This is a genomic window from Luteimonas salinisoli (genome assembly GCF_013425525.1).
In the GTDB taxonomy this organism is placed as follows: Bacteria; Pseudomonadota; Gammaproteobacteria; order Xanthomonadales; family Xanthomonadaceae; genus Luteimonas; species Luteimonas salinisoli.
This window is the reverse complement of the sequence record NZ_JACCKA010000049.1, coordinates 122,967-138,183: the sequence shown is the minus strand read 5'-3', so window position 1 is coordinate 138,183 and position 15,217 is coordinate 122,967. Positions and strand designations below refer to the sequence as shown.

General features: G+C 65.1%; 24 protein-coding genes. 20 read left to right on the top strand and 4 right to left on the bottom strand.

The genetic code is table 11. The features are described 5' to 3' along the window. Nucleotides 1-61 precede the first annotated feature (61 nt). Complete coding sequence (locus H0E84_RS07630; protein WP_180677693.1) at nt 62-1,030, bottom strand: IS5 family transposase; 969 nt, start codon at nt 1,028-1,030, stop codon at nt 62-64. 147 nt (nt 1,031-1,177) lie between these two features. On the opposite strand from H0E84_RS07630, the gene H0E84_RS07625 reads away from it, so the two are divergent. From H0E84_RS07625 to H0E84_RS07590, 8 genes are all read left to right on the top strand, one after another. After that, entirely contained in the window at nt 1,178-1,504 is a 327-nt protein-coding gene (locus H0E84_RS07625) for a hypothetical protein (protein WP_180678041.1), read from the top strand. Between the two features lie 66 nt (nt 1,505-1,570). Then, nucleotides 1,571-1,939, top strand: coding sequence for a VOC family protein (locus H0E84_RS07620; protein ID WP_180678040.1), 369 nt, complete (start codon nt 1,571-1,573; stop codon nt 1,937-1,939). Nucleotides 1,940-2,020: 81 nt separating this feature from the next. Next, nucleotides 2,021-2,146, top strand: coding sequence for a toxin-antitoxin system subunit antitoxin (locus tag H0E84_RS20440; RefSeq protein ID WP_180678039.1), 126 nt, complete (start codon nt 2,021-2,023; stop codon nt 2,144-2,146). Then, nucleotides 2,113-2,289 (top strand): type II toxin-antitoxin system RelE/ParE family toxin, encoded by a 177-nt coding sequence (locus H0E84_RS20745; protein WP_180678038.1) that lies wholly within the window; start codon nt 2,113-2,115, stop codon nt 2,287-2,289. Before H0E84_RS20440 ends, H0E84_RS20745 begins: the two co-directional genes overlap by 34 nt. A gap of 608 nt (nt 2,290-2,897) precedes the next feature. Next, complete coding sequence (locus H0E84_RS07605; protein ID WP_180678037.1) at nt 2,898-3,362, top strand: YciI family protein; 465 nt, start codon at nt 2,898-2,900, stop codon at nt 3,360-3,362. 70 nt (nt 3,363-3,432) lie between these two features. After that, nucleotides 3,433-3,798: a nuclear transport factor 2 family protein gene (locus H0E84_RS07600; protein WP_180678036.1), complete on the top strand. Its 366-nt coding sequence runs from the start codon at nt 3,433-3,435 to the stop codon at nt 3,796-3,798. A 107-nt stretch (nt 3,799-3,905) separates the two neighbouring features. After that, the gene (locus tag H0E84_RS07595; protein WP_180678035.1) at nt 3,906-4,229 is read left to right on the top strand and encodes a contact-dependent growth inhibition system immunity protein; all 324 of its coding nucleotides are present in this window, start codon (nt 3,906-3,908) and stop codon (nt 4,227-4,229) included. A 75-nt stretch (nt 4,230-4,304) separates the two neighbouring features. Further along, nucleotides 4,305-4,844: a Spy/CpxP family protein refolding chaperone gene (locus H0E84_RS07590; protein ID WP_180678034.1), complete on the top strand. Its 540-nt coding sequence runs from the start codon at nt 4,305-4,307 to the stop codon at nt 4,842-4,844. Nucleotides 4,845-4,912: 68 nt separating this feature from the next. Here H0E84_RS07590 and H0E84_RS07585 read toward each other — a convergent pair whose 3' ends face one another. Beyond that, a complete protein-coding gene (locus H0E84_RS07585; protein WP_180678033.1) occupies nt 4,913-5,809 on the bottom strand; it encodes an alpha/beta hydrolase family protein in 897 nt (298 codons plus the stop codon). Between the two features lie 182 nt (nt 5,810-5,991). On the opposite strand from H0E84_RS07585, the gene H0E84_RS07580 reads away from it, so the two are divergent. The 11 genes from H0E84_RS07580 to H0E84_RS07530 all read left to right on the top strand — a co-directional run bounded on the left by H0E84_RS07580 (nt 5,992) and on the right by H0E84_RS07530 (nt 12,938). Continuing rightward, nucleotides 5,992-6,444, top strand: a complete 453-nt coding sequence (locus H0E84_RS07580) for an SRPBCC family protein (protein ID WP_180678032.1) — start codon at nt 5,992-5,994, stop codon at nt 6,442-6,444. Between the two features lie 329 nt (nt 6,445-6,773). Then, on the top strand, nt 6,774-7,445 hold the full coding sequence (locus tag H0E84_RS07575) for a hypothetical protein (protein WP_257644114.1): 672 nt from the start codon (nt 6,774-6,776) through the stop codon (nt 7,443-7,445). A gap of 67 nt (nt 7,446-7,512) precedes the next feature. Beyond that, nucleotides 7,513-7,857 carry a hypothetical protein gene (locus H0E84_RS07570; protein WP_180678031.1) on the top strand — a complete coding sequence of 115 codons (345 nt, stop codon included), beginning with the start codon at nt 7,513-7,515 and terminating at the stop codon, nt 7,855-7,857. Between the two features lie 25 nt (nt 7,858-7,882). Beyond that, nucleotides 7,883-8,128, top strand: a complete 246-nt coding sequence (locus tag H0E84_RS07565; protein WP_180678030.1) for a hypothetical protein — start codon at nt 7,883-7,885, stop codon at nt 8,126-8,128. A gap of 53 nt (nt 8,129-8,181) precedes the next feature. Then, on the top strand, nt 8,182-8,526 hold the full coding sequence (locus tag H0E84_RS07560; RefSeq protein WP_180678029.1) for a low molecular weight protein tyrosine phosphatase family protein: 345 nt from the start codon (nt 8,182-8,184) through the stop codon (nt 8,524-8,526). An 83-nt stretch (nt 8,527-8,609) separates the two neighbouring features. Then, nucleotides 8,610-8,879 carry a hypothetical protein gene (locus tag H0E84_RS07555; protein ID WP_180678028.1) on the top strand — a complete coding sequence of 90 codons (270 nt, stop codon included), beginning with the start codon at nt 8,610-8,612 and terminating at the stop codon, nt 8,877-8,879. A 176-nt stretch (nt 8,880-9,055) separates the two neighbouring features. Continuing rightward, nucleotides 9,056-9,658, top strand: a complete 603-nt coding sequence (locus H0E84_RS07550) for an HAD family hydrolase (RefSeq protein WP_180678027.1) — start codon at nt 9,056-9,058, stop codon at nt 9,656-9,658. Between the two features lie 187 nt (nt 9,659-9,845). Beyond that, nucleotides 9,846-10,979 (top strand): serine hydrolase domain-containing protein, encoded by a 1,134-nt coding sequence (locus H0E84_RS07545; protein ID WP_180678026.1) that lies wholly within the window; start codon nt 9,846-9,848, stop codon nt 10,977-10,979. Nucleotides 10,980-11,037: 58 nt separating this feature from the next. Then, entirely contained in the window at nt 11,038-11,643 is a 606-nt protein-coding gene (locus H0E84_RS07540; protein ID WP_180678025.1) for a GyrI-like domain-containing protein, read from the top strand. A gap of 477 nt (nt 11,644-12,120) precedes the next feature. Beyond that, a complete protein-coding gene (locus H0E84_RS07535) occupies nt 12,121-12,501 on the top strand; it encodes a VOC family protein (protein ID WP_180678024.1) in 381 nt (126 codons plus the stop codon). Nucleotides 12,502-12,608: 107 nt separating this feature from the next. Next, the gene (locus H0E84_RS07530) at nt 12,609-12,938 is read left to right on the top strand and encodes a YciI family protein (RefSeq protein ID WP_180678023.1); all 330 of its coding nucleotides are present in this window, start codon (nt 12,609-12,611) and stop codon (nt 12,936-12,938) included. A gap of 94 nt (nt 12,939-13,032) precedes the next feature. On the opposite strand, the gene H0E84_RS07525 is transcribed toward H0E84_RS07530, so the two are convergent. Together H0E84_RS07525 and H0E84_RS07520 are read right to left on the bottom strand one after the other, a co-directional pair. Further along, nucleotides 13,033-13,683 carry an NrsF family protein gene (locus H0E84_RS07525; RefSeq protein ID WP_180678022.1) on the bottom strand — a complete coding sequence of 217 codons (651 nt, stop codon included), beginning with the start codon at nt 13,681-13,683 and terminating at the stop codon, nt 13,033-13,035. A 3-nt stretch (nt 13,684-13,686) separates the two neighbouring features. Beyond that, entirely contained in the window at nt 13,687-14,250 is a 564-nt protein-coding gene (locus H0E84_RS07520; RefSeq protein ID WP_180678021.1) for a sigma-70 family RNA polymerase sigma factor, read from the bottom strand. A 121-nt stretch (nt 14,251-14,371) separates the two neighbouring features. Here H0E84_RS07520 and H0E84_RS07515 point away from each other — a divergent pair, with 121 nt between their 5' ends. Beyond that, entirely contained in the window at nt 14,372-15,139 is a 768-nt protein-coding gene (locus tag H0E84_RS07515; protein ID WP_180678020.1) for an alpha/beta fold hydrolase, read from the top strand. Nucleotides 15,140-15,217: the final 78 nt, after the last annotated feature.

The window sequence follows — 15,217 nt, the reverse complement described above, 5'->3', positions numbered from 1 at the left end:
GCGACGCTCGTTGCGCCGTTTTCGGCGCATTTGGGCGGGGTTCCCCGCCCGGGGGACACACCTATCCCGTCGCCGGCAGCAAGTGCCGGCGCGCCATCCACAGATTCGACAACGCGAACAACGTCAGCATCTGGCCGGTGTTCTTCATCAATCCGCGGTAGCGCACCTTGATGTGGCGGAACTGCTGCTTCACCACCCGGAACGGGTGCTCGACCTTCGCCCGCAGGCTCGCCTTGTACTGCTCCCAACGCTCCGCGTACCGGCGGTCGCGCTTGTTCTTCATCGCGCGGATCTTCGAAGGCTTCTCCGCCACCACGAAAGCCGCCCGGACCTCCTGCAGTTCTTCGCGCTTGTCCATGCCGGCGTAGCCGCTGTCGCCGCGTACCGTGCCTTCCTTGCCGTGCAGCAGCTTGTGGACCTGGCTGATGTCGGCCGCGTTCGCCGCCGTGCATTCCACGTGGTGCACCAGCCCGGACTCCTCGTCCACGCCGATGTGCGCCTTCATCCCGAAGTACCACTGGTTGCCCTTCTTCGTCTGGTGCATTTCCGGATCCCGCTCGCCATCCTGGTTCTTCGTCGAGCTCGGGGCCGCGATGATCGTCGCATCCACGATCGTGCCCGCGCGCAAGCTCTGGCCCTTACGCGACAGATGCGCATTGACCTGCTCGAAGATCTGCCTGCCCAGGTCGTGCGTCTCGAGCAATCGCCGGAAGTTGAGGATTGTCGTCTCGTCCGGGATGCCGTCCAGCCCACCGAGCCCGGCGAACCGGCGCATCACCGGAGTGTCGTACAAGGCCTCTTCCATCGCCGGGTCGCTCAACGCGTACCACTGCTGCAGGAAGTGGACGCGCAGCATTGTGGCAAGTGGGTACGGTTGGCGGCCGGGGCGGCCCGTCTTCGGGTAGTGCGGCTCGATCAGCGCCAGCAGCGCCTTCCACGGCACCACCTGGTCCATCTCCGCCAGGAAGATCTCCTTGCGGGTCCGCTTGCCCTTGCCCAAGCCCTCGGCGTCACCGAACGTCAGCTGCATCGATCGCTGTCCCAATCAAGTTGCGCTATTGTCGCGCGGAACGGACGAGTTGTTCAGACCTTCCTTAGCTCGGCAATGCGATACAAGGGCTAGCTGTTGATTCAAGTCGAACCCGCTTCGCGGGCGGATCAATTGAGGTGCCATGCCATGAAGAACCAGCTCACTCGCGGTCTGAAGCGCCGACTGATGTACGTGGAGAACAAGCAAGGCGATATGGACGGTGCGCGTGCCAGGATCGGATGGGTCACCTTTTCCAAGTCTGGCAAATCCGTTCGGTATCGCGGCCGGTCACTTGCCCGCTCGGGAGGTCAAGGCGGTCTCGGAAACTATTACGATGAGGCGTCCGGAGAGGAGTTCTGGGTGTCGGGTGTCAAACAGAACGGTTCCAACACCCACCCGAGCGGCAGCGTCACCGTGGCCATCGACGAAGATGCCGCGGAGGCGTATCAAGCGCACCGAACATCGCGCGCTTAACTGGACATTCAAACCAACACCTTCGGCGCGGCGCACCCCAGGCGTAAGGCGCCACTTGGAGACCGCATGAGCCTCAACCGCCTCGTCCCAATGCAGCCGGTCAAAAGCATGCCGGAGAGCGTGGTGTTCTACGAGAAGCTCGGCTTCGTCGTCGAAGATCGAAACGAAGAATGGGGTTGGGCGAGACTGCGCTGCGGCGACTGCCGACTCATGCTGGATGAATCGATCAACCTGCACGCCGGCATCCCGAGGATCTCGGTCCTCTACCTGTATCCCGAGGACGTAGTGGAGTTCCATCGCCAAGCTCGCACGAACGGACTGGACATCCCTGACCTGGACGCTACGTTCTACGGCATGACAGAGTTTCGCTGCGAAGACCCAGACGGGAATCGTCTTTGGGTCGGCCAAGAGCAAGGCGCGCTGGGTGGCGCCTAACCAGTCATTGAAGTCGCTGCCGCTTCGCGGCACGGCTCAACTCAGCGTTGGGTGGCATGGGAAAGGATCCAGCAGCAGCGCATGACCGTGCTGGAGGGCATTGCCCGCGGCGAGCAGGCGATCGCCGCGGGCCGGGTGGCCACCCATGCGCAAGCGAAGGAGCGCCTCGCGCGATGGCTGAAAGAGTCTCGTCGCAGCCGGCCCTGAGCGACCTGGAAGCGATAGCCGACTACATCGCGCTGGAGCACGCAGCTGCCGCGGCCGAGTTGGCGGCAAGGATCATTGGCCATGTGGAACAACTGGCGGAGCGTGCTGACAAGGTCCGAGTCCCAACGGCCGCACCAATCTAAGCTGTGAGTTAGATTCAACCAGCTGCCGTGCCCACGCCAGATGGTCTAAACCATAGCTTATATTTCCTTGTTCGCGCGATTTCGAAGTGGCATGATCTAAGCCCTACCTTAGATCACAGGTGCCCCTTGCAGGTCCGTATCCGCGAGGTCGGCGAGAAGGATCTATGCGCATCGATTTAGCGCTCTTTGATGGGGACGACTTGTTGGATCGCGGCGAACTCTTGGTGGGCAGCATCGCGCGGACCAGCTCATTCGCCGTTTTCCAAGCGGCCCACGAGCTTGGACCCGATGCAGCGGACATTGTTCTGTCCAATTTCCCACCTCACGTCGACCTCGAGAACGTCACCCTTGACATGCCAATCCATGAGTCCGCAGATTGGGAGTCAATTGATCTAGGCAGGTACACGCTGGCTTTTTGGTGTCGGCTTGATGCCTAGCCGTTCATTCAATCCGACGCTGCTTCGCGGGTCGGCTTAGTGCAAGCGGTAGGCCTCACTAAAGTGCCACGGCCGGCGTGACCTTCTTTCAAAGGTCGTGGTCTTGTCGATTTGACTAGCCCTCGCTCGTCATAGCCATATCCAGACCAACCCACATTCGGGGTACAAGCGATGCGATTCATCATTACGGCGCAGTCGAGTGCAGAGAAGACGGCAACCGACCAGCACCCCGAGTTCGACGTAGAACTCTTCAAGGCGTACATGCGCTTCAACGAAGAGATGCACCAGGCCGGAGTGCTTGTCGCTTCCGAGGGCCTCAACCCTGCGGCGAAAGGGGCCCGCGTCGCGGTAGATGGGGGCAAGCGCTACATTGTTGACGGCCCGTTCGCCGAGTCCAAGGAGCTGGTTGGAGGCTTCTATCTAATAGACGTAGCTTCGCTCGACGAAGCTGTTCAATGGGCCCTCCGCGCTCCGTCCGGCTCCCGAACGGACGACGTTCTGGAAATTCGTCAATTGACAGGCTCGGGAGACCTGCCGCCTGAAATCCTCCAACTCGTCACGGAGGCCGCGCCGACGTGGAGTGCAGCTTGGCAGTCGCTCAACGCGAACAAGTCGCAAGCAAAGGGTGCATGCTGACGGCCCAAAATGCATGCAAGCCGACGCCGTTCGCGGCGTGGCTTAGTTCAGGCGCTGCTAAAGGAAGAACATGGAGTCCGTGATCCGCGATCTGGAAGAGTCCCTCCGGCTGGCAATGCTCGCGAGCGATGTGCCGACGCTCGAGAGGCTGATCTCAGACAGCTTGCTGTTCGTTGGCCCCGATGGGACAACCTTTCGGAAGCAAGATGACCTTGATCTTCATCGGTCCAGAAGACAAAAGTTGGATCGAGCTGACTGGGAAGAGGTCAAGGTAGAGACCTACGGGTCCGCTGCCGTGTCAGTTGTCACCGCGTACTTGGCAGGATCGTTCGACGGCGCCGACTTTTCAGGCAGATTCAGGTACATCCGCATGTGGACAAGCCTGGGAAGCTCCTGGAAAGTCATCGGCGGCAGCGTCACTGCAGTTGCGTCCTGAAAATTCGTTCAAGCCGAACCTGCTTCGCTACACCAACAACATGGCAGGCAAAGTCGCCATGTTGCCGGCAAGGCTACGCAGGTCGGCTCAACTCGGCGTTGGGCGGCATGAGAAACGATCCGGCATATTTGGCTTCTCTTGGAGAGCTGGCCACTCTCAAGAACGCAATCGGCGCTTGGTTCCACCAGGACGCCTACCTGGATTTTGCATCGGACGAGGATGTTTGGGACGACATGTTCGCCGGCCATGACTCGGAAGCGCGTCAACTGCTGATGGCCCAGATCGCAGCTCTCCTGCAACGAAGCGATGACGCAATTGTCGGCCTATGGAACTCCCAAGCCCATTCCCATACATTTGCAAGTGGGGCCGAGGCTCGCCACTTCTTTGGCTCAATGCTCGAGTACTTCTACGGTCGCGGGCATGTCGCCTAACATCTATTCAAGCCGGGCCCGCTTCGCCGGTCGGCGTAGCTCAGGCGTTGGCGGTCGGACATAGGACACTGGCAGATGAAGTTCATCTATAACGCGCTCGCTCTCTTGGCTTTGGTGCCCTCCGGGATCGCTGCAGAAGCGGCTTCGGCCTATACGGGACAGGAGGGGCGCGCGATCAAGGCGCTCGCTCCAGATGAAATCGAGAGTCTTCTGGCCGGGAAGGGCTTGGGTTACGCGAAGTCTGCCGAGCTCAACGGCTATCCTGGCCCTGCGCACGTTCTTGATCTGGCCGCCGAGCTACAGCTAACAGAAGCGCAAGTCCAATCCACGCGGGCCATCCACGGGCGCATGGAAGAGCGAGCAAAGGTACTGGGCGAACGCCTGGTTTCGGCAGAGGCCGCGCTTGAGGAGCTCTTCCAAACCGGGGGCGCGAACGAAATCAACCTCGAAACCGCCCTCGCAAGGATCGCTGGAATTCAAGCGGAGCTACGCGGGGTGCACTTGCTGGCCCATATTGAGCAGCGCCGCTTGCTGTCTTCGGAGCAGGTCGCCCGCTACCCCCAACTTCGCGGATACCACGGCGGCCAGCACGGAGCCTCTGGGCGGCACCACTGACGGCTCACACTTCGTCCAAACCAATGGAGCTTCGCGGCACGACCAGTTCTGACGTTGGGCATCCCTTCTCACTGATCGGAAACGCGGCCGACGATCCACTCGACGATCGCATCGAATCTCTCCTGATCGAGTGCGTGTCCACGGTCGACCCGGAGTTCGGTGATGAAGTCGCCGGCCACCTTGGCCACCACCTGGTCTGCATCCCGTGAGTACTTGTCCTGGGTGCCCGACACCACCATGGTCGGCCGAGGCCCGATGGCGGAAAGCAGATCGTGCGTGTCGATCTGGCGGGCGAGCCCGGGCACAGCCTCGAAGAGGGTGACCCCGGTTCCTTCCCGGCGGCGCGTCTCGAAGCTGCACACGGCGCCGCTGATGCATGCGAACCTGCATCGTGCATCGACTGCCGCGTGGTAGAGCGACGTGTAGCCACCGTACGAATGGCCTGCCACCCCCACGCGCCGCTCGTCTATCCCGGCGGCCTGGAGCAGCACGCTCAGCGCCCGTTGGGCGTCATCCAGACACTTCCTCATCAGCACGTCGCCATCCAGCAATCGGTAGCTCATGGCGTTGTAGTGCTGAAGCCAATCGTAATAGTCCGGCTCCACACCCCGAACCGCGGCTCGTCGATCCTCGAAGGTGATGGCGTCCGGGGCCAGGACTGCGAGGCCTCTACGCGCGAGCGCCGGCCCGAAGGCTTGAAACGCGTCGCCCACCACGCCGGCGACCTCGCTCTTGCCGAAGTGGAACTCCCCATTGTGCTGGTGAAAGACGACCGCGCCGCCGAGCGTGTCGCGACCCCGCGGCGTGAACAGGAAAGCCGGAATGAGATCGTCTTCCAGCCCCCGGTACCCGATCCGTTCCCGGGCGAAGCCGTCGGCCTCTTCGATCTCGCCCCGTTCGAACTCCACCGGCACAGGGTCAGCGAGCCCGAGGCGCTTTCGAAGGGTCGTGGCGAGGTCGGTCATCGTCTGCAATGGTAGCCCGCGCTCGAGCAGGGTTGGCGCCATCGGTGGCCAGCCGGGCGCTGCGGCAAAGGCGCTCGGGGCCGGCAGCTCGACACCAGCCGGTCCGGCTGGCCGTGTCGAATTCCGGCCACCCCGCGCGTCGTACTCCAGAGGGACGTCCTCGGCACCCGGCGGAGCGATACATGCCAGCACTCGAGCGGCTTCAATGTTCAGTGGACATCGCCGCACCGGCATCCAGGATCTACCAGGTATTGGTCGGGCCCGGGACCTACGGGCAGTGGACCTCGGCCTTCGGCGAGGGCCTGTACTTCGAGGGCCCGTGGGAGGAGGGCCAGCGCATCCGGTTCCTCACGTCGAGCGGCCATGGGGTGCTCTCGGAGATCGCGGAGAACAGGGCGGGCGAGCGCCTGTCGATCCGGCACCTGGGCTACATCGACGACGACGGGGTCGAAGACACCAGCAGCGAGGCGATCCGCGCCTGGGCGCCCGCCTACGAGAACTACCTCTTCACCGCCACGCCGCAGGGGACCAGGCTCACCGTCGAGCAGGACATGACGGACGATTTCGCGAGCATGGCGGACACCTGGCCGAAAGCACTGGAACGGCTGAAGGCGCTGTGCGAGGCCCCGCTATGAGCAGTGGCCCGACGCAGCAGGCATCGCAGCCGGCGGCCCGGCGAAATGCCTATCTTTGCTACGGCCTGGCGGCGGTCGACCCGCCCGCCTCGCCGGCTGCCGCACCACGCTGATCGGCCGCAGAACACTTCTCATACAACCGGGCCCCGTCCGTAGCGCGGCACTCTGCTGGTTTTTTCACGGGTCCGTGAACCGTCCAGGAAGGCGAAGGAGGCGGGGGGCGAGCGACCGGAAACGGGCGCCTTGGTCGCCTCCGCCCCGTTTCCTGGCCGGCCCCTGATGGGGTAGGGTGCCTCGACGCCCGAAGCGCCCTGGGCCGGGAAAACAGCATGCAACGGCGACTCCCCCTGCTTGCGACAACCCTCTCCGTCTGCGCGCTGGCGTCGGTGCCGATGCCCGCCTTGTCCGCCGACCAACCGGCGGTCGCCGGCTGTGCCTACGAAAGGGAAGCGCTGCTTTCGCTCGACGAGCAAGCCTTCGACCAGGATCTTTCGGCCGGCGGCGGGGGGTGGCGGCGAATTGGCAACGTTCCCGGCTGCGAGCGCGCCGCCGCCGAACTGATTGGCGCCTATCGCGACAGACACGGCAACCACTCCGGAACGCTGCTGTGGCACGAGGGCCAGCTGTGGGCGCAGGCCGGAGAGCACGAGCGGGCGATCCCGCTGCTGGAGCGCTCGAAGCGGAAGCCGGAAGACGACCGGATCGGGTGGAATCATTATGTCGACGCCACGGTTGCGTTCCTGCGCAACGACCGGGCGGGGCTGGGACGGGCGCGTGAAGCCCTGTCGAAGGTGGAGTACGTGCCGGGCCCGGACCTCCCGCCGCTGAAGGGCGGCTACATCGAAGTGACGGGCCAGGCAGGCCAATCGAGCTTCAGATTTCGCTGGCCACCTAATATCGAAGTCGTGGATGGCCTGCTCAACTGTTTCGGCAAACCCTATCGCGAGGCCTACGGCGCGTCGTGCCGGGCGCAGGAAGAGGCCATGGAAGCCGCCGGGTAGGAGCGGACGCAACCAGCCGAGGCGGCCGCCCAGGTGCCACCATCCTCATTTCTTGTTGGGGTGCTCCATGAACGATCTCGCTTCGACCTTCACCGCATTGTCCAACTTGCTGCGCAAGCATGCCGCCGGCATGTCCATCAGAACCGACGAGCCCGGCCACCTGTACGTGGAGTTGCCTCCCGCCAGCCCGAAGGGCAAACCCAGGTTCTTCGGCGCCGTGCAGACCAAGAAGTCCTACGTCAGCTATCACCTCATGCCGGTCTACGAGGCCCCGGGTCTGCTGGCCGGCGCCAGCGACGCGCTGCGCAAGCGGATGCAGGGCAAGTCGTGTTTCAACTTCTCGAGCGAGGACCAGCAGCTGTTCGAGGAGCTGGACGCGCTGACCGGCCGTTGTGCAGCGGTGGTCAAGTGACCGCGCGCTTAGAATCTCCGCCGGCATGAAGTACTGGGGATTTTCATTCGTGCTGCTCGCGCTCGGCGGTGGCGTTCTCGCGGCGTGGCACTTCCTGGATTTCTCGTTCTGGTTTGCCGCCCCGGGCATCGTCTTGATTCTTCTCGGTCTCATGCCGCTTAGCGCCGCGAAGGAACATGCGAGGCAGCAGAGCCTGGTGCATCGGGGAGTCGATGGCGCCCGCCCCGGCGCGAGGTCGAACCGTGACGGTAGCGCAGACCATGGTGGCTAGCCGCCCGGCAACTCCGCCACCGCTTGGCGACGCATCGGGCTGCAGGTAGCACTATGACCCACAAGGTCCTTTTCGTTTGTGGCAAGAATCGGCTACGCAGCCCGACCGCGGAGCAGGTGTTCGCGGACTGGCCGGGCGTGGAGACGGCTTCTGCCGGTACGGCCCATGACGCGGACTGCCCGGTTTCGGCCGAGCTGATCGCCTGGGCGGATACGGTGCTGGTCATGGAGGCCGCCCACCGGTCGAAGATCGCGGCCAGGTTCCGGCCTCAGCTGCGAGACAAGCGCGTGGCCGTGCTGGGCATTCCGGATCGGTTTGCGTACATGGCTCCAGAACTCATCCGGTTGCTGCAGCAGAAAGTCCGGCGCTACTTGCCGCCCCACGCCGGGGCGGCTTAGTCTGCTGCCTGACGGCTCACCCATCCGGCTGCCAGGTGCGCGCTATGCATCCCACACGCTGCCCGCATTGCGGCGGGCACTGCATGGACTTCTGGACGAAGGTGGCGCTCGGTCCGGCCAGGAAGAAACAGTGCCGATCGTGCGGGAGATTGGTGAGTGTTCCATGGCTGCAAAGCTCCCTGCATCTTCTGGCGACGGGGTTCATTGCGCTCGCCATCTGCCTGGTGGCCATTGCCGTCGTCGATTCGTCGGGCTGGCTTTCCTTGGCGCTGCCGTTGGGCGGCCTGGTCGGCGGCATCGCGATCGAGCTGTGGCTGTACTACCGGTTCGTTCCATTGGTGGCGCGCGTCTGATCCGTTTCGCATGGGTGAACCCCGGGGCTCAACTCTCCTTGGCGACTGCGTGCGATGCTTGCTCTCGGAATCTTGTGCACGGTCATCGGCCTTTGCGGAAAAGGGGCCGGTGGCAATTGGTGCAGAGCTGCCGCCTCGATCGTCCTAGTCACCATTCTTAGTCCAGAATCTCGCGAATGGACCTTGCCCTGTTCGACTTCGACGGAACCATTACCGACCGGGAGACGATGCCGGACTTCATGCTTGCGGCGGTGCGCCCCGCGCGCCTGGCTGTAGGCAAGGTGCTGCTGGCGCCACTGGTCGTAGGCTACCGGCTCGGTCTGGTGCCGGGCACCGTGGTTCGGGCCGCGATCTGCCGGTTCGGCTTCTGGCGCATTCCCAGGGCCGAGCTCGAGCGCCACGGGGCCGACTTTGCGACGCGCTTCCTTCCGTCGACGCTTCGTCCGGAGGCCATGGAGCGGATCGCCTGGCACAAGGCGCGCGGCGACAGGGTGGTCGTGGTCTCCGGCGGCCTCGACCTGTATCTCGCACACTGGGCCGAGGGGCAGGAAGTGGCGCTGCTCTGCTCCTCGCTGCAGCACCGCGACGGCCGCTTCACTGGGCGGTATCGCGGCCGCCAATGCGTGGGGGTGGAAAAGATGCGCCGGGTCCAGGCCGCCTATCCCGCGTCCGAGTACGGGCGGATCTTCGCCTACGGCGACACCTCGGAGGATCGCGAGCTCCTCGCCATGGCGCATGAGGCGTACTACCGCTGGCAGCCGATGGCGCCTGCGCCTTGAGAGCGGCGCGGCGCTTTGTCGGCCGCCGGCCATGTCAAAGGGTCGAACAAGAAGTCGAACCTTGGTTGGGATTCTCCTCGCTCAAGGCATTCGCGTGCTGGGTGGGACGGCATCGTGACTGACGTTACTTGGCGCTGGGTGCCGGACGGTGCAGCCTGACGATCCTTCCTGCAATGCCAGGTGATCCATGAAGGCCCTCGTGCTTCTCGCTCTCGGCTTGATGCCATGCACCGGTGCAGCGGCCGGGCAGGGCCCGCTCGAGGATGGCGCGGCATCCCCGGAGATCCCCGCGTTCGTCGACCGCCTCGATTCCCTCCGCAAGTCCGCCAACATCCCGGGCCTGTCCGTCGCCGTGGTGCAGGATCAGGCGGTCGTGCTCGCCTTGGGGCTGGGCTACGCCGACGTCGAACGCCGCACCCCGGCCACGGCCGACACGCCTTACGACATCGCTTCGGTCACCAAACCGCTCTCGGCCGTCGTTGCCCTCCGGCTTGCCGAGGAAGGCGTACTCGACCTCGACCGACCGATGGCCGACTACAGCGCCTGGGCCGAGTTCTGTACCGATTTCAGCCGGCAACCATCGCTCTTTGCCCGCGGGCTCGAGTGCCAGCCGCCGATCCACACGCTCCGGCACCTGCTCTCGCATACGGCGACTGCCACGCCCGGCGAGCGGTTCTCCTACAACCCGGTGCTGTACTCCTGGGCATCGCGACCCATCATGGCCGCTGCCGGCGTGCCCTTTTCGGCGCTCGTCGAACGCCATGTGTTCGCGCCTGCCGGCATGACGCGATCGGCCCGCAAGCATCGGGACCTGCCGTTGCCGGAGGACCTCGCAATGCAGCTCGCCCCGCCGCATCGGCTCGGGGCATCGGGCGAGATCGAGCGAGCCCCGGTGCCGTCACCGCAGGGCGACGGCGCCGCTGGAGGCGTCGTGGCGTCGGTGCTCGACCTGGCCAGGTTCGACATTGCCCTGGACCAGGGCCTGCTGCTGTCGGCGGAGTCGCGGGAGGCAATGATGGCCCCGAGCCGGTCGAGCAACGGCGAAGCGCTCCCCTACGGCCTCGGCTGGTCTGTCCAGGAATACCGGGGCCACACCCTCGTCTGGCACTCAGGGTGGTGGGAGGACGCCTACTCGGCGCTCTATCTGAAGATCCCGGCCCTGGAGCTCAGCTTCATCGTCCTGGCGAACAGCGAGGGTGTCTGGTGGGACAACCCTCTCGACCAGGCGGAGGTGCAGCGCTCAGAATTCGCGCAGGCGTTCCTGGAGGCATTCGTCGAAGACGCGCCGCATTCGGGAGCCGAGCTGGAGCCGGCGCGTTGATCCACTCCGAAGCACTACCGCCCAGAGCTGCTGGCGCCGGATCTCGCGAGAACACTGCATGACCAAGCTCGACCTCAAGAAGGAACTCGGCGGCCTCTATCGCGCGTCCGCGAAGGACATCGCGGAGATCGACGTGCCCGCGTTCGACTTCCTCATGATCGACGGCCGCGGCGACCCGAACACGTCGGCGTCCTACAGGGAGGCCGTCGAGGCGCTGTTCTCGGTGTCGTACACGCTGAAATTCGCGATCAAGAAGGGCGGCGGCCAGGACTATGCGGTGATGCCGCTCGAGGGACTGTGGTGGGCGGAGGACATGAGCAGCTTCCACACCGGCGACAAGGCGCGGTGGCAATGGACGATGATGATCATGCAGCCGCCGTTCGTGACCGGCGACGACGTGGCGGCGGCGATCGAGGCGGTGCGGGGCAAGCACCATCTTCCCGGGCTGGCCAGGCTGCGTTTCGCGGCGTTCGAGGAGGGCCGCTGCGCGCAAACCCTGCACATCGGTCCGTTCTCGGAGGAAGGGCCAACGATCCAGAAGGTGCACGACTACATCCTGAGCCGCGGCGCCCTGCGCGGAAAACACCACGAGATCTACCTGAGCGACCCCAGGCGGGCCGCGCCGGAGAAGCTGCGGACGATCATCCGGCAGCCCATGCAGTAGCGCGTTTGATCGGATCAGGACCATCTCCGCACGCAAAGCAAGCCCGTAGAGCCGAGCTTGCTCGGCTGCGCGGGCTCCGCAGCCCAGAGCAGCGGAGCAAGCTCCGCTCTACGAAGGAGCCGACCGATGATGCCGGCACCAAGCCCCTGTAGAGCCGAGCTTGCTCGGTTACCCAGCAGCAGGTCGCCGACGGCGATGCCGGCGGCGATGGCATTTTCTTTACGATTTCAGAACGATATCGCTTCCCTGAGTGCCGTCGAATCCCAGAAAAGCGCGCTTCTGGCAGAGAAGATCGCTCTTGTTTCTTTACAATTTCAGGACGAGCAAACCAGGGGGCGGAAGGACCGATCTGGTGCCACTTTCTTTCCCTCCTGGCCGTTTCCAGTCGCAGGTCGATTCGGGTCACCCCAGTTCGTCGCTTCATCGGACCCCCTGGGGCTCCTCCCACCCCAACTTCAACGCATGAGGCAATCCGCAATGCAAAACAACCCGGTCGGCTGGTTCGAGATCTACGTCCAGGACATGGCGCGCGCGCAGAAATTCTACGAAGCGGTATTGGGTGTCGAGCTGACGCAGCTGGGCGACCCCACGGACGAGAGCCTCGAGATGATGGCTTTCCCGATGGACATGGAGCGCCCGGGGGCGTCGGGTGCCCTGGCGAAGATGAGCGGCGTCCCATCCGGGGGCAACAGCACCCTGGTCTACTTCATCTGTCAGGACTGTGCCGAGGAGGCCAGCCGTGTTGCAGCGGCCGGCGGCAAGCTCCATCGCGAGAAGATGTCCATCGGCGAGCACGGCTTCATCGTCCTGGCCATCGACACTGAAGGCAACATGTTTGGGCTGCACTCCATGAAGTAGCCCCTCGATCCAACCATCCATTCGCGCCGGGCCCGCGTCGAAGGCTCGGCTCGACCCGAGTTCCGGGTCGCCGATCGAGTTCGTCCAGGGCTCGAAGGAGATGTCCAGTGCCAACCTTCATCGCGATCGGATACGGCGACCGTGAGGGCTACGATCGCACTGCCCAATCCGCACGGGATGCAGCTCATGCGCACGACGCGGCGTTGCAGGCAGGCGGTGCTTTGATGGGAATCGCCGGCCCGCCCGTGCAGGTCCGCAATCACGGGGCCCGGCAGGTCGAGACCAGGCCCGGGCCCTATCTGGCGTCGGAACTCCCCGTCGCTGGATTCAGCGTCATCGAGGCGGCCACCTTGGAACAGGCGATCCAGATCGCGTCGCACACCCCATGTGCGGTGGCGTATGGCGTCGTTGAGGTGTGGCCGCTCAAGGGGACCTAGAAGGGAACCGGTGGTAATCGAGAGGGTGCGCCCTGCGCAACGACAGCCGCCCCCCCTTTTTGGCCCGATCGACGGGCCGCCACCGAATCGACGATCACCAGGCGAGGACGCGCCGTCCGACCAGCGCCCCGATCGCGGAACTGGCCACGATCGCCAGCGAGTACCAGACCGAGACGAACACGGCGCCGTCGTTCACGCACGACAGCGTATACGCGAGCGCGCCGATCGATCCGGCGAGCAGGCCGGCCATGCCGCCGGCGAACGTCGGGCGGGTGGGCGTGGCCCGGCGCAGGGCCAGCAGCAGCAGCGCGAGTCCGGGCAGTGCCGCCAGCACGATGGCCAGCAGACAGACCGGAACGGAGACCGGGCGCGCCCCGGCCAGCGGCACCTGGTCGTCGAGGAGCACGAGGCCCGCGAATAGGACCGCCACGGCAGGCGCCAGAGCCGCGGCGAGGCGCATCGAGGCGCCCGGCGTGCCGGCAGCGCGGACCAGGGCGAGCCCGGCCGCGACCACGCAGGCCATGGCCACGGCCTTGTAGAGATACATCGACGACGAGACGTGCGCGACAAGGTCGCCGCGGACGCCGAACGCCACCGCGACCACCAGCACCGCCAGGACCAGCGAGCCGCCAGCCGCGACCAGCAGGCGCGGCAGGAGCGCGCGATGCCTGCGCGGTATCGCGCCGGCATCGCCGGCCAGGCGCCGGATCAACGCATCAGTCTGCAGTCGAGGATCGTGTTCCATGGGCTAGCTTCCTCCGCCTAGTGCCAGCTTCAGCAGTCGCGCCAACCCGCGGTGGAACGCGACGCGCACGGTGCCTTCCTTCATCCCGGTGGCTTGGGCAGCTTCCCTCGGCGACATGCCTTCCATGCCGAGCTTTCGGACCACCGACTGTTCGACTCTCGGCAGTGCGGACACCATCTCCTCGATCCGCGCAGGGGAGCCGACCGCGGGCTCCCCCTGCGCAGCGAACAGATTGGCCCATTCGCGATCGGAGAGACCGATCCGCATGCGCCGTTCGGACGCGCGGCGCCGCATTGCGTCGATGGTCTTGTAGCGGGAGATCGCCCCCAGCCACGGCAGCAGGGGTCGGCTGTCGTCCCACTGGTCGCGCCGCTGGTGGATGGCCAGCAGCACCTCCTGCACGATGTCCTCGGCCTCCTGCGCGTCGAGCCCGGCGCTGGCCAGCCTGCCCCTGACGATGCGGCGCAGTACTGCGGAATACTCCTTCAGAAACCCGGCGTAGCGCGATGCATCGCCCGCCCGCTCGCGGCGCAAGGCATCGGCCCAGGCCTGTTCCTGCATCGTCATGCGCATTCCAGCCAAGAGAGGCCGGCATCCTGCAGGCCGCGATGGCCGGCAATGTAACACCTGCCCAGCGCGGGCGAATACCTACATGGAAGCGATCCCGCTTTCCTTCCGGAGTCCCTCCATGCGCAAGTTTTCGACGTCCATCGCATCGCTGCTGATCGCCCTGCTGGCCGCCGCCTCAAGCACCACACGCGCCAGCGAACCGCCACCGCCAGAAGCCCGCAACATCGTCCTCGTGCATGGCGCATGGTCGGACGGATCGAGCTGGAGCGAGGTGATCCCGCTGCTCCAGGACGCGGGGCTCAACGTGGTCTCGGTCCAGAACCCGCTGACCTCGCTGGCCGACGACGTCGCCGCAACCCGGCGCGCGCTGGCCCCCCTGGAAGGGGGCACGGTCCTGGTGGGCCATTCCTATGCGGGCACGGTGGTCAGCGAAGCCGGCGACGATCCGCGCGTCACCGGCCTGGTGTACCTCGCCGCGCGCGCGCCCGACGCGGGAGAGGACTTCGTCGAACTCGCCAAGCGCTTCCCGACCATGCCGGTGCGTGCGGGCGTGGTGACCCGGGACGGTTTTTCGACGCTGCGCGAGGACGCGTTCCTGGCCTACTTCGCCGATGGCCTGCCCGCTGCGAAGGCCAAGGCCCTGTTCGCTGTGCAGCAGCCGGTCGCGGCGGATCTTTTCGCCGGCCGCACCAGCGGCGCGGCGTGGCGCAACAAGCCGTCGTGGTATGCGGTCTCGACCGCGGACAACACGACTTCGCCGGAGCTGCAGCGCTTCCTGGCCAGGCGGATGGGTGCGCGTGTCGTCGAGCTCGACAGCGGGCACCTGTCGCTGCTCTCCCACCCGCAGGAAATCGCGCGGCTGATCCTCACCGCGGCCGGACGCTAGCACGCCAGAAAATGGGACGGAGGTAGTTAAGTGGCCGGGTGTATCTACTTACTTGCCTCCGTCCCCTTTTAGTCAGTC

Bases quoted from the DNA above. Each gene is read 5' to 3' on its own strand.
- H0E84_RS07630 (WP_180677693.1), bottom strand. From the start codon at position 1,030: ATGCAGCTGACGTTCGGTGACGCCGAGGGCTTGGGCAAGGGCAAGCGG.
- H0E84_RS07625 (WP_180678041.1), top strand. From the start codon at position 1,178: ATGAAGAACCAGCTCACTCGCGGTCTGAAGCGCCGACTGATGTACGTG.
- H0E84_RS07620 (WP_180678040.1), top strand. From the start codon at position 1,571: ATGAGCCTCAACCGCCTCGTCCCAATGCAGCCGGTCAAAAGCATGCCG.
- H0E84_RS20440 (WP_180678039.1), top strand. From the start codon at position 2,021: ATGACCGTGCTGGAGGGCATTGCCCGCGGCGAGCAGGCGATCGCCGCG.
- H0E84_RS20745 (WP_180678038.1), top strand. From the start codon at position 2,113: ATGGCTGAAAGAGTCTCGTCGCAGCCGGCCCTGAGCGACCTGGAAGCG.
- H0E84_RS07605 (WP_180678037.1), top strand. From the start codon at position 2,898: ATGCGATTCATCATTACGGCGCAGTCGAGTGCAGAGAAGACGGCAACC.
- H0E84_RS07600 (WP_180678036.1), top strand. From the start codon at position 3,433: ATGGAGTCCGTGATCCGCGATCTGGAAGAGTCCCTCCGGCTGGCAATG.
- H0E84_RS07595 (WP_180678035.1), top strand. From the start codon at position 3,906: ATGAGAAACGATCCGGCATATTTGGCTTCTCTTGGAGAGCTGGCCACT.
- H0E84_RS07590 (WP_180678034.1), top strand. From the start codon at position 4,305: ATGAAGTTCATCTATAACGCGCTCGCTCTCTTGGCTTTGGTGCCCTCC.
- H0E84_RS07585 (WP_180678033.1), bottom strand. From the start codon at position 5,809: ATGACCGACCTCGCCACGACCCTTCGAAAGCGCCTCGGGCTCGCTGAC.
- H0E84_RS07580 (WP_180678032.1), top strand. From the start codon at position 5,992: ATGCCAGCACTCGAGCGGCTTCAATGTTCAGTGGACATCGCCGCACCG.
- H0E84_RS07575 (WP_257644114.1), top strand. From the start codon at position 6,774: ATGCAACGGCGACTCCCCCTGCTTGCGACAACCCTCTCCGTCTGCGCG.
- H0E84_RS07570 (WP_180678031.1), top strand. From the start codon at position 7,513: ATGAACGATCTCGCTTCGACCTTCACCGCATTGTCCAACTTGCTGCGC.
- H0E84_RS07565 (WP_180678030.1), top strand. From the start codon at position 7,883: ATGAAGTACTGGGGATTTTCATTCGTGCTGCTCGCGCTCGGCGGTGGC.
- H0E84_RS07560 (WP_180678029.1), top strand. From the start codon at position 8,182: ATGACCCACAAGGTCCTTTTCGTTTGTGGCAAGAATCGGCTACGCAGC.
- H0E84_RS07555 (WP_180678028.1), top strand. From the start codon at position 8,610: ATGGACTTCTGGACGAAGGTGGCGCTCGGTCCGGCCAGGAAGAAACAG.
- H0E84_RS07550 (WP_180678027.1), top strand. From the start codon at position 9,056: ATGGACCTTGCCCTGTTCGACTTCGACGGAACCATTACCGACCGGGAG.
- H0E84_RS07545 (WP_180678026.1), top strand. From the start codon at position 9,846: ATGAAGGCCCTCGTGCTTCTCGCTCTCGGCTTGATGCCATGCACCGGT.
- H0E84_RS07540 (WP_180678025.1), top strand. From the start codon at position 11,038: ATGACCAAGCTCGACCTCAAGAAGGAACTCGGCGGCCTCTATCGCGCG.
- H0E84_RS07535 (WP_180678024.1), top strand. From the start codon at position 12,121: ATGCAAAACAACCCGGTCGGCTGGTTCGAGATCTACGTCCAGGACATG.
- H0E84_RS07525 (WP_180678022.1), bottom strand. From the start codon at position 13,683: ATGGAACACGATCCTCGACTGCAGACTGATGCGTTGATCCGGCGCCTG.
- H0E84_RS07520 (WP_180678021.1), bottom strand. From the start codon at position 14,250: ATGACGATGCAGGAACAGGCCTGGGCCGATGCCTTGCGCCGCGAGCGG.
- H0E84_RS07515 (WP_180678020.1), top strand. From the start codon at position 14,372: ATGCGCAAGTTTTCGACGTCCATCGCATCGCTGCTGATCGCCCTGCTG.